This is a genomic window from Peptoniphilus timonensis JC401 (genome assembly GCF_000312025.1).
Taxonomy (GTDB): domain Bacteria; phylum Bacillota; class Clostridia; order Tissierellales; family Peptoniphilaceae; genus Peptoniphilus_A; species Peptoniphilus_A timonensis.
This window is the reverse complement of the sequence record NZ_HE978593.1, coordinates 660,927-672,880: the sequence shown is the minus strand read 5'-3', so window position 1 is coordinate 672,880 and position 11,954 is coordinate 660,927. Positions and strand designations below refer to the sequence as shown.

Here is an 11,954-nt window from a genome sequence, read left to right as displayed (position 1 = left end):
GATGGACGATTGGATATGCAGATTCTAAGATGGATGTGTTTATGAGAGATTTCTTGGCAGAACTTTTAATAGATGCCCAAGGAGGACCACTTAAAAAGGCAATTTTCGATAAAGGACTTGCTGAAGATGTTTATGCAGAAACTTCATCATCTTTGCCTCTTGATTTATCCATAGTTTTAAAAAATACTGACGCAGATAAAAAAGATGAATTTTTAAAAGTTTTAGAAGATACATTAAAAGATTTAGTTGAAAATGGAATTGATAGAGATTTACTTGAAGCAACTTTAAATAAATTTGAATTTATATTTAGAGAAGGTGGAGGAACTCAAAAAGCCATAATTTATTATATTAGGGCTCTTAACTCTTGGTTATATGATGAGTCGCCTCTTGACGCCTTATATTACAATGACGTTTTAAAAATAGTTAAAGAAAAACTTGATGATAATTTTGTAGAAAATTATATTAAAGAAAAATTAATTGACAATCCTTATTCAGTAAACTTGTCAGCAAGACCTGAATTAAATAAAAATGACAAAGAAGAAAAGGAATTAAAAGAAAAGCTTAAAGATTTAAAGGCAAAAATGTCTGATAAAGAAATTGATGAAATAGTAAAAAAATCAAAAGATCTTGAAGAATATCAAAGTGCAGATGATTCCATGGAAGATAAGGCAACAATTCCTGCTCTTGAACTAAGAGACATTGATGAAAGTGTAACTGATTATGAACTTGAAGAAGATAAAATCGATGATGTTGTATATTTAAAATCTAATCAAGAAACAAATGGAATAGTTTACACAACTCTTTCTCACGATATTTCTTTTGTAGAAAAAGAGGATATTGAATTGATGTCACTTCTATTGTCTTTAATTGGTCTTATTGATACAAAAAATTATTCTTATGAAGAATTAAATAATGAGATTTATAAGGCTACTGGTGGAATTTCCTTTAATCCAAGTGTCTATGTTGACTCCAAGGACAAAGAAAAATATGTCCTTAGAATGAATATTAAGATGAAATCAACATCAGATAAGCTAGGAAGAGGTCTAGAAATTATTGAAGAAATTATGAATAATTCTATTCTTGATTCTAAAAAAAGAATTAAGGAACTTCTAAATATATTAAAGTCTAGAGTTGAATCTACAATGTTACAAAATGGACATCAATTTATAATTTCTATTTTAAAATCCTATTATTCAAGGGTAGCTGACCTTCAATCTCACATTGGGGGACTAGATTATTACAATTTTATGAGAGATTTAGTAGAAAATTTTGAAGAAAAGTGGGTTGATTTTGAAAAATCTGCAGAAAGAATTTACGAAAATCTTTTTGTAAGAGATAATTTAATTATTTCAGCTGCTGGTAATATTGAAGATTTAAATAAAATCAAAAATGAACTACAAAAATATATTGATTCTCTAGAAATAAAAAATATAAAACAAGCTGACTATGATTTTACTAGAGACAATAAAAATCAAGGACTATACACAACTTCAAATGTTGTCTATGCTTCAAAGGGTTATGACTTGGAAGACTTGGGCATAAAATATAGTGGAGATTTGACAGTTCTTGCAAATATTTTAAATTCCTCTTACCTTCACAATGAAATCAGAGCAAAAGGCGGAGCTTATGGTGCAGGAATAAGTATTGGAAGGTCTGGAGATATGGCAACTTATTCTTATAGAGATCCTAATTTAAAAAATTCTGTGAGAGTCTATGACAGCATAGGTAATTTTGTAGAAAACTTGAAAGTTTCCGATGAAGATTTAAAGAATTTTATTATAGGATCTATGAATGTCTTTGATCCATTGCTTTCCCCAGAACAAGTTGGAGATATTAATCTTTCAAGATTTATTACAGGATTGACAAGAGAAGATCTTGAAAAATCAAAAAAAGAAGCTCTAGAAACAAGTGTTGAAAAATTAAATTCTTATGGAAAGATTTTTGATGAAGCTATGAAGAAAAATTATCTTGCTGCTTTTGGTAGTGAAAGCATTATTAGAGATGGAGAAAATTTATTTAAGGAAATAAAATCTATAAAGTAAATTGGAGGATTTTATGATAAATTACCCTGAAATATTAACTGAAATAGAAAAAATAGTTAAGGAAGCTTCTGCGATTTTCTTTGATTTAGATCCAAAAAACAATTTTGAGATGAAGGGCAAAAATGACTTTGTGACAGAAGTCGATTTTAAGGTGCAAGAATTTTTAGAAGAGAAACTTCTAAACTTAATTGAGTCTTCAAATCTTTTGGCAGAGGAAAAGGGCAAGTCAAAAACAGATATAGCTGAATATACTTGGGTTCTTGATCCTGTGGATGGAACTACTAATTTAGTCCACGGTTTTGATCATTCTGTTATTAGTCTCGCTCTTTTAGAAAATTCTAAAATTGTTATAGGGGCAGTGTATGATCCTTTTAAAGATGAATTTTTCTCCGCAATTTATGGCAAAGGTGCAAGATTAAATGGAAAAGAGATAAGTGTTTCAAAAGAAAAAGAATTTGCCAACAGCTTAATTGGAGTTGGAACTGGTGGTGGGAGACTTAATAGAGTTGATGAAACTTTTGAAATGCTTAGATTTGTTTATAAAAACACAAATGGAATAAGAAGGATAGGTTCTGCTGCACTAGAAATGTGCTATTCTGCTTGTGGAAGATACGATGCTTTTATTGAAGATGGTTTAAATCTTTGGGACTATGCTGCAGGATGTTTAATAGTAAGAGAAGCAGGTGGTCTAGTTATAAATATGCACGGAGAAGATCTTGCATGTGAAAGACAGGGAGGAATAATCTCTGGAAATAAATATATGGTTGAAAAATTAAAGAGATTTGTTTATTAAATATTAAAAGCAGGATGTATCAAGTCCTGCTTTTAAAAAAATTTTTTAAGATTTTAAATTCAAATTTTAAGAAATATTACATAATATAAATTAAAAATTTACAAGAAATTTACAAAGGAAGTTTAAGATTATTTAGGAAGTATTTTTTAGGAAGGGTGAGTTTGATTTATGAGACACGCAATAGTTGATATAGGATCAAATACCATTAGACTTATAGTCTTTGATATTTTTGATGACAGCAGTGAATTTAAAAAAGTTTTGAATAAGAAATACACTGCAGGACTTATTACTTATGTTCACGATGGTGAACTATCTAGAAAAGGAATAAAAAAACTTATTAAGACACTTCATAGTATAAAAAATATTGTACTAGAACTCAAAGTAGATACTTTTTCACCTTTTGCAACAGCATCTTTAAGAAATTTAGAAAATACTGAAGAAGTTTTAGAGATGGTAAAAAATGATTTGGATATTGATATTGATGTATTAGAACAGGTGGAAGAAGCCTTTCTAGGAAATATTGGTATTAGAAGTGAAATAAAAGTTGAATCTGGAGTTTCCATTGATATTGGTGGTGCTAGTACAGAAGTTGTTTATTTCGAAGAAGATGGACCTTGCGAATTTATTAATTTAAATACAGGTTCACTACTACTTTTTAGAGAAAATGTAAGCATGGTTTTACCGAAAAAAAGTGAAATTCGTGCAATAAAAAAATCAGTTGTTCGTGAAATTAATTCTTCCCATTTTTCCAAAAAAGCTAACAAATTAATAGGAATTGGTGGCACCATTAGAACCACTGGAAAGGTAATTGCAGATCTTTGGGGAGAAGATGAAAAACACTTTACCCTAAAAGATATTTACAAGTTACTAGATTTGATAAAAGATAAGAACACAGATACTATTAGGTCCATTATTAGTACTAATCCTGCCAGAGTTCATACACTTATTCCAGGTATTATTATATTAAAAACTCTTATGGAAGAACTTGAAATAAGTGAAATTGAAGTTTCTGGCAATGGTCTGAGAGAAGGTTATTTAATTTATAAAGTATTGGAAGGTAATAATGAAATCGCATTTTCAAAATAGGGAAATTTCCTGGCTTAGATTTAATGAACGCGTATTGTTAGAGGCAACAGAAGAAGATGTTCCAGATCTTGAAAAATTAAAATTTATAAGTATTTTTATTTCTAATCTTGACGAATTTTTTATGGTTAGAGTGGGTTCCTTACACGATTTATCCCTCTTAAAAAAAGAAGTTATAGATAACAAGACTGGCATGAATGCAGAGGAGCAAATTGATGCAATATTAAAAAGTTTGCCGGAAATGTATAGGGAAAAAGACGAAATTTTCAAAAATGTTAGTGCAAGTTTAGAAAAGTCAAATATTAAAAAAGTAAAATATGATGAATTGGATAAGGAACAAAGAGAATTTGTTGACGATTTTTATATGACAAGAATAGATCAACTTGTATCTCCTCAAATTGTAGATATTAATCATCCATTTCCTTTTTTAGAAAACACAAAACTTTATGCCTTTGCTCAATTGCAAAAAAATAAAGAAAAAGTTTTTGGAATTGTTCCCGTAAGAAAAACTTATCCAAAATATTTAATTCTTCCAGGTGAAAATGTGGAATATATTTTGATGGAAGAAATAATTTTAAATAAAATTGAAGAAATCTTTGAAGATTATGAAGTTTTATCAAAAAATATTATAAAAATAACTAGAAATACAGACTTTGTAGACGACAGAGATACCTGGGAAGAATTTGATGATTACACTGAATACATGAAAAGTATTCTAAAAAAGAGAAAAAGATTAAATGTTGTAAGACTTGAATCAGAATATAAACTTTCAAAAGCATCTCTTAACTTTTTGCTTGATAAATTAGAATTAACTGAAAAATCATATTTTTCATGTGACTCACCTTTAAATATGAAATATGTTTTTTCTTTGATAGGAGATATTCCTAAGGCAATAAAGAGCAGTCTTTTGTATAAGGAATTGTTGCAATATAATCCAGCTGATTTTACTAATAGTGTAACTCAGGATATAAGAAAAAAAGACAGAATTCTATCATATCCTTACGAGAGCATGGATACTTTTATAAACTTGTTAAAAGAAGCTGCAAATGATCCCGAATGTAGATCAATAAAAATTACAATTTATAGACTTGCAGAAAATTCTAAAGTCGTAAGATATTTAACTGAAGCGGCACAAAATGGAAAAGAGGTAACAGTTTTTGTAGAGATAAAGGCCAGATTTGATGAAGAATCAAATATTAATTATGCAAATATCCTCTATGAAGAAGGTTGCAATATTATTTATGGATTCAATAAGTACAAGATGCACTCAAAAATCTGTCTAATAACTTATAGAGATTCAAAAACAGGAAATTTAAATTACATCACTCAAATTGGGACAGGAAACTACAATGAATCCACAGCAAAACAATATACTGACTTTTCTCTAATGACAGCAAATTCTGAAATTGGTTTAGATGCAACTGACTTTTTTAAGAATATGTCCATTGGCAACTTAGATGGAAAATATAAGTATCTCTTACAATCACCAACAACATTAAAATCTGGACTTATGCATCTTGTGGAAAGAGAAATTAAAAAAGGGGAAAATGGCTATATTCTTTGTAAATTTAATTCTCTTACAGATAAAGATTTTATAGAAAAATTTATTGAAGCTTCACAAAAGGGAGTAAAAATAGATTTAATTATTAGGGGAATTTCTTGCCTTTTACCAGGAATTAAGGGACAAAGTGAAAATATTAGAATTAGGTCTATAGTTGGAAGATTCTTAGAACATCCTAGAGTTTATGTTTTTGGAAGAGAAGAAAAAGATATGTATATATCTTCGGCAGATTTGATGACTAGAAATACAGAAAAAAGAGTTGAAATTGCTACTCCAATTTTAGATAAAGAAATAAAAGATAGACTTTTAGATTATTTAGAAGTTCAAATGAAAGATAATATTGGAGCTAGAATTATGAATAGTTCTGGTGAATATGAAAAAATTGGAGTAGAAGAAAAGAAAATATCATCTCAAAATTATTTTATAAAAGAGGCTGAAGAAAAAACTATCTGTGTAAGAAATAAAGTAGAGAATAATAAAAAAGAAATACAAGACAAAAACCACAAGCAGGAGAGAAGGGTAGGAGAGAAATATTCTCTTTTGGATAAACTAAAAAAACTTTTCAAATAAGAAGTCTAATTTAAATATTTAGAATAAAAAATCAACTTATTTCTTGTAAAAATATTTAATTAGATAATCTTGACAATTTTTGTCTTAGTTGTTAATATTTAATTGTATGAGAGCTCATATCATGAGTGAAAGTGTGCCTAGGGATCCGGGCTTTGCCAAGGACCGAGCGGTACTGGTACTTTTTTATTAAAGTATCACACCTTAGGGAAAAAAGCCCAGAGGGGTAGGTTTTACAAAAATCTGCCTCTTTGGGCTTTATTTAATTTACTGGAGGAAATTATGAAGACTATTTACCAAGGAAAAACTAAGAATGTTTTAGAAGAAGACGGAAGATGTTACCTTAAATTCAAGGATGACATGACAGGAACTGACGGAGTTTTTGATACTGGTGGAAACCAAGTAGCTGGTAGTATTGAAGGTGCAGGAAAAGAGTGCTTAAAGGTTACAAAATACTTCTTTGAAAAAATCAATGAAGCTGGAATTAACACTCACTATGTTTCTGCTGATGTTGATAATAATTTAATGGAAGTAAAAAGAGCAAGTGTATTTGGCAAGGGCCTTGAAGTTATAACAAGATTTAAGGCTGTAGGATCTTTCTATAGAAGATATGGTCTTTATATAGAAGAAGGAGCTGAACTTCCAGAATATACTGAAATTACTCTTAAAGATGACGATAGAGATGATCCACTTATTACTAAAGAAGGACTTGTTGCCCTAGGAATTTTAAAAGCTGAAGAATACGATAAGATCGTAGAAATGAACAAAAAAATTGCAAATATTGTTAAATATATTTTAAAAGAAAATGGTCTAGACCTTTATGATATTAAGTTTGAATATGGAAGACTTGAAGGTTCAGATGAAATCGTGTTAATAGACGAAGTTAGTGGTGGAAATATGAGAGCTTATAAAGATGGCGAATATGTAAAACCACTAGATGTTTCAAAATATTTAAATATTTAAGGAGTAAAAATGAGAGTATCAATTATAATGGGTTCAATTTCTGACAGAGAAATTGCAGACAAAATCGTTGCAAAATTAATGGAATTTGGAATTGAATATGAAGCCAAAGTAATTTCTGCTCACAGAGCCTTAAAAGAATTACAAGAATATGTGACAAGTGCACAAGAAGAAAGCCAAGTATTCATATCTATAGCAGGAAAAGCAGCTCACCTTGGAGGTGTAATTGCTGCTCTTACAACAAGACCTGTTATTGGTGTTCCTGTAAAGAGTTCAACTCTTGATGGACTTGATGCACTTCTTTCTACTGTTCAAATGCCAAGTGGCGTGCCAGTTGCTACTGTAGCAATAAATGGCGGAGAAAATGCTGCAATTTTAGCGGCAGAAATTTTAGCAATTTCCGACGATAATTTAAAGGAAAAGCTAAGACAATTTAGGTCTGATATGTCAGAAAAAATTGCAAACACCGAATATATTTACGAAGGATAAAAGGAGCGGAGATGGCAATTAATTATAAGAATGCAGGCGTAGATGTTGATGCCGGTCAAAGAGAAGTTGAATTAATTAAGGGTATTGTTAAAAAAACTCAATCCAAAGATGTCTTATCATCTCTTGGAGGATTTTCAGGTCTATTTAATCTAGATTTAGATGAAATTAAAAATCCTGTACTTGTCAGTGGAACTGATGGTGTTGGAACTAAGGTTATTCTTGCTCATATGCTTGATAAACATGATACTATTGGCATCGACTGTGTGGCAATGTGTGTTAATGATATTTTATGTCAAGGTGCAAAACCTCTTTTCTTCTTGGACTATATTGCTACAGGTAAATTAGTTCCAGAAAAAATGGAAGAAATTGTAAAGGGAGTTGCTGAAGGTTGTATTCAGTCTTCTGCTTCACTTATTGGTGGAGAAACAGCAGAAATGCCTGGAGTTTATCAAGAAGATCAATATGATTTAGCAGGTTTTTGCGTTGGAGTTGTTGATAAAGATAAGATTATCGATGGTTCAAGCATAAAAGAAGGAGACTTAGTTTTTGGTCTATCTTCTAATGGAATTCACTCCAATGGATATTCACTTGTAAGAAAGATTGTATTTGATCATTGCAAGAAAGATTTAAATGAAGAAATTGATGAATTAAATTCTACTCTAGGGGAAGAACTTTTAAAGCCAACAAGAATATATGTTAAAGAAATTCTTGATCTACTTAAAATTGTAGATATCAAGGGAATGAGTCATATTACTGGTGGAGGATTCTACGAAAACATCCCAAGAATGATACCAGATGGACTTTGTGCAAAAATTGATGCATCTGTTATAGAAACTCCAGAGATATTTAAACTTTTAAAGAAGTGGGCAGATCTTAAAGATGAAGATATGTATGCTACTTTTAATATGGGAGTTGGACTTACATTTGTGGTATCAGAAAAAGAAAAAGATAAAGTAGTTGACTTTTTTAAAGATAGTGATTTAAAACTTTACGAGCTTGGAAAAGTTGTTGCTGGAGAAGATAAAATTGACCTTAGTCTCTAAAAATATTGCAGTTTTAATATCAGGTGGCGGCACAAATTTGCAAGCCATTATAGACAATACTGAAAATAATTATATCAATGGAAAAATAAAAATTGTCATTTCTAATAGAGAAGATGCTTATGGTCTTATCAGGGCAAAAAATGCTGGTATTCCCGCTTTTTGCATAAAGGATGATGAAGAATTAATAAGTAAACTTCAAGAAAATAAAATTGATTTAATTATTCTAGCAGGATATTTAAAAATCTTGCCAGAAAAAATTACCAAAATATATGAAAATAAAATAATAAATATACATCCATCATTAATTCCTGCCTTTTGTGGCAGGGGTTATTATGGATTAAAAGTACATGAGGCCGTCATCAAAAGAGGTGTTAAATACACTGGTGCCACTACTCATTTTGTAAATGAAGGGGCAGATGAGGGTCCTATTATCATGCAAAAAATTGTTGAAGTAGAAGGAGAAAATCCAGAAGAACTCCAACAAAAAGTTTTAAAGATTGAGCACGAAATTTTGCCTCTTTCTGTAAAATATTTTTGTGAAGATAAATTAAAGCTTGTTGATGGAAAAGTTGTGATTGGAGGTTAGTATGAGGGCACTTATTTCAGTTTTTGATAAAGAAGGAATTGTTGAATTTGCCAAGGAACTTGCCAATAGAGGTTGGGAAATCATTTCTACTGGTGGAACTTATAAAAAAGTTGTTAGATGCAGGAATAGAAGTAATTTCTGTGGACAAAGTAACTGGATTTCCAGAAATTTTAGATGGAAGAGTGAAAACCCTAAATCCAAAAATTCACGCAGGTATTCTTGCTAGACGCGACATAGATAATCACATGGAAACTTTAAAGGAAGAAGAAATTACACCAATTGATATGGTTGTAAATAATTTATATCCCTTTGAAGAAAAATTACTTGAAAAAGCAGATCATAACACAATGATTGAAAATATAGATATTGGTGGACCTTCTATGATTAGGGCTGCTGCTAAAAATTACAAGGACGTTTTCATTGTCACTGATCCTGCTGATTACGATAATGTACTTGAGTACATAGATAAAGATGATTTAAAATTCAAAGAATATCTTGCCTACAAAGCTTTCAGTTACACAGCTCATTATGATGCAGTAATTTCAAATTATTTCGCAAAAAGAGAAGGAGAAAGATTCCCAAGATATATCAATAAGTCTTACAAGATTGTTGAAGAGTTAAGATATGGTGAAAATCCTCATCAAAGGGCAGCTTTCTATGAGGATTCTTATACTCCAGACAAAATAGAATATAAGGTTCTTCATGGAAAACAAATTTCTTACAACAACTTAAATGATATGTATTCTGCTCTAAATGCTGTGATAAATTTTGAAAAATCAGCTGCTGTTGCAGTTAAACACACAAATCCATGTGGAATAGGAACTGGAGAAACTCTTGAAGAAGCCTTTGTAAAAGCTTATGAATGTGATGATGAATCAATTTTTGGCGGAATCATTGCTTTAAATAGAGAAGTTGATTTAAAAACTGCAGAACACCTTTCAAAGATTTTCTTAGAAATTGTTGTAGCTCCAAGTTTTTCTAAAGAAGCTTATGATCTTCTAGCACAAAAGAAAAATATTAGATTAATAGAAATTCCAGATTTTGAAAAACTTTATGATCCTGAATTTAGATTTAAACAAGTTTTAAATGGAATTATAATTCAAAACTTTGATGATAAAATTTGGGATGAAGATAAAATTTCTTTTGTATCAAATAGAAAACCAACAGAAAAAGAACTTGAAGAATTAAAATTTGCCTTTACATGCTGCAAACCAACTTTTTCAAACTCAGTAGTAATTGCAAAAGATGGAGGAACTCTTGCACTAGGTCAAGGTGAAACAAAAAGATCTTGGGCTGTTGAAGAAGCAATCGAAAGAGCTGGAGAAAAAGCTAAAGGAGCAGTCCTTGCTTCTGATGGATTTTTCTTTAGAGATACAATCGAACTTCTATATAAGGCTGGCATTGATGTAATTGTTCAGCCAGGCGGATCTGTAAAAGATCAAGAAGTAATTGATTTTGCAAATGAAAATAATATTTGTCTTGTTTTTACTAATATGAGACATTTTAGACACTAGGAGGCCAAATGAAAGTACTTGTAATTGGAAATGGCGGAAGAGAACACGCACTTGCATGGAAGCTTAATGAAAGTAAAAGTGTTGATAAAATTTATATGGCAAGAGGAAATGGCGGGACAGAAGATTTTTGCGAAAATATAGATATTGATCCCAAAGACATTGACAAATTACTTCTTTTTGCAGAAGAAAATAAAATTGATTTGACAGTAGTTGGTCCAGAAGATCCTCTTTGCATGGGCATTGTTGATGCCTTTAATGAAAAGGGACTTAAGGTTTTTGGACCAAATAAAGCTTGTGCAAGATTTGAAAAATCTAAAGAATTTACAAAAAAATTCTTAGAAAAGTATTCTATTCCTACTGCAAAATATCAAAGTTTTGAAAATTTTGAGGATGCTTTAGACAGCCTAAAAGTTTTTTCTTATCCTCTTGTTGTAAAGGCAGATGGTCTTTGCCTAGGAAAGGGAGTAATAATTTGTCAAAACAAGGAAGAAGCTATAGATGCCCTTGAAAAAATCTTTAAGGATAAAATTTTTGGCGATGAAGGAAATACAGTTGTAATCGAAGAATTTTTGACTGGAGAAGAAGCTTCTGTACTTTGTCTTGTTTCAAACAATAGATTGTTTCCACTAGAAAGAGCTAAAGATCACAAGCAAATTTATGATGGTGATAAGGGACCAAATACTGGCGGAGTTGGAACTTATTCCCCAGTAAAAGCTAGTCGTGAATTAGAAGAAAATCTAGAAAAAATCTATAAAAAAATCGAAGATGGGTTAAATAAAGAAAAACTTAATTATTCAGGGATTTTATTTGTTGGATTTATGATTGAAGATGATAAACCAAAAGTTCTAGAATTTAATGTTCGTTTTGGAGATCCTGAAACAGAAGTCCTAATGCCAAGATTAGATGTAGATTTATTTGAACTTTTAAATAAAACTATTGACGGAAAACTAGAAAAAGAAGATATAAGATGGAAAGATGAAACTTGTCTAACTGTAATTATGTGTTCAGGAGGTTATCCGGCTTCTTATGAAAAAGGAAAATTAATTGAAGGTCTCGACCAAATTGATGATGACATAATTGTATTCCACAATGGAACAAAAAAATCAGATGGAATCTATACAAATGGCGGAAGAGTTTTGTCAATTACAGCTCTTGGAAATGATTTAGAAGATGCTCGTGAAAAAGACCTATAAAAATAGTCGAAAAAATAAAAATTTAGATAAGGCATATTTTAGAAAAGATATAGGAACAAAATAAAATAAATAATTGAGCAGGTGATTTGTTTTAGAAAATCTAATCTAGAAACAATCACCTGC

8 protein-coding genes and 2 pseudogenes are annotated in these 11,954 nt (G+C 30.5%); all 10 read left to right on the top strand.

Annotation, left to right across the window (positions count from 1 at the left end; all coding sequences use genetic code 11):
- The coding region (locus HGPT_RS03260; RefSeq protein WP_019138443.1) for an insulinase family protein at nucleotides 1-2,042 on the top strand (2,042 nt) is incomplete at its 5' end.
- Between the two features lie 13 nt (nucleotides 2,043-2,055).
- Nucleotides 2,056-2,835: an inositol monophosphatase family protein gene (locus HGPT_RS03255; RefSeq protein WP_019138442.1), complete on the top strand. Its 780-nt coding sequence runs from the start codon at nucleotides 2,056-2,058 to the stop codon at nucleotides 2,833-2,835.
- Nucleotides 2,836-3,003: 168 nt separating this feature from the next.
- Nucleotides 3,004-3,921 (top strand): Ppx/GppA phosphatase family protein, encoded by a 918-nt coding sequence (locus HGPT_RS03250; protein WP_019138441.1) that lies wholly within the window; start codon nucleotides 3,004-3,006, stop codon nucleotides 3,919-3,921.
- Nucleotides 3,899-6,049, top strand: a complete 2,151-nt coding sequence (gene ppk1, locus HGPT_RS03245; protein WP_019138440.1) for a polyphosphate kinase 1 — start codon at nucleotides 3,899-3,901, stop codon at nucleotides 6,047-6,049. The genes HGPT_RS03250 and ppk1 overlap by 23 nt, the downstream gene beginning before the upstream one ends.
- A 279-nt stretch (nucleotides 6,050-6,328) precedes the next feature.
- Nucleotides 6,329-7,009: a phosphoribosylaminoimidazolesuccinocarboxamide synthase gene (locus tag HGPT_RS03240; RefSeq protein ID WP_019138439.1), complete on the top strand. Its 681-nt coding sequence runs from the start codon at nucleotides 6,329-6,331 to the stop codon at nucleotides 7,007-7,009.
- Nucleotides 7,010-7,018: 9 nt separating this feature from the next.
- Nucleotides 7,019-7,495, top strand: coding sequence for a 5-(carboxyamino)imidazole ribonucleotide mutase (gene purE, locus HGPT_RS03235; RefSeq protein WP_019138438.1), 477 nt, complete (start codon nucleotides 7,019-7,021; stop codon nucleotides 7,493-7,495).
- A gap of 11 nt (nucleotides 7,496-7,506) precedes the next feature.
- Nucleotides 7,507-8,538 carry a phosphoribosylformylglycinamidine cyclo-ligase gene (gene purM, locus HGPT_RS03230; protein ID WP_019138437.1) on the top strand — a complete coding sequence of 344 codons (1,032 nt, stop codon included), beginning with the start codon at nucleotides 7,507-7,509 and terminating at the stop codon, nucleotides 8,536-8,538.
- The gene (purN, locus tag HGPT_RS03225) at nucleotides 8,522-9,124 is read left to right on the top strand and encodes a phosphoribosylglycinamide formyltransferase (RefSeq protein WP_019138436.1); all 603 of its coding nucleotides are present in this window, start codon (nucleotides 8,522-8,524) and stop codon (nucleotides 9,122-9,124) included. Before purM ends, purN begins: the two co-directional genes overlap by 17 nt.
- 1 nt (nucleotide 9,125) lies before the next feature.
- A pseudogene (purH, locus tag HGPT_RS03220) lies at nucleotides 9,126-10,638 on the top strand (bifunctional phosphoribosylaminoimidazolecarboxamide formyltransferase/IMP cyclohydrolase).
- Nucleotides 10,639-10,646: 8 nt separating this feature from the next.
- A pseudogene (purD, locus tag HGPT_RS03215) lies at nucleotides 10,647-11,895 on the top strand (phosphoribosylamine--glycine ligase).
- Nucleotides 11,896-11,954: the final 59 nt, after the last annotated feature.

Coding starts and splice junctions, on each gene's coding strand:
- HGPT_RS03255 (WP_019138442.1), top strand. CDS start 2,056: ATGATAAATTACCCTGAAATATTAACTGAAATAGAAAAAATAGTTAAG.
- HGPT_RS03250 (WP_019138441.1), top strand. CDS start 3,004: ATGAGACACGCAATAGTTGATATAGGATCAAATACCATTAGACTTATA.
- ppk1 (WP_019138440.1), top strand. CDS start 3,899: ATGAAATCGCATTTTCAAAATAGGGAAATTTCCTGGCTTAGATTTAAT.
- HGPT_RS03240 (WP_019138439.1), top strand. CDS start 6,329: ATGAAGACTATTTACCAAGGAAAAACTAAGAATGTTTTAGAAGAAGAC.
- purE (WP_019138438.1), top strand. CDS start 7,019: ATGAGAGTATCAATTATAATGGGTTCAATTTCTGACAGAGAAATTGCA.
- purM (WP_019138437.1), top strand. CDS start 7,507: ATGGCAATTAATTATAAGAATGCAGGCGTAGATGTTGATGCCGGTCAA.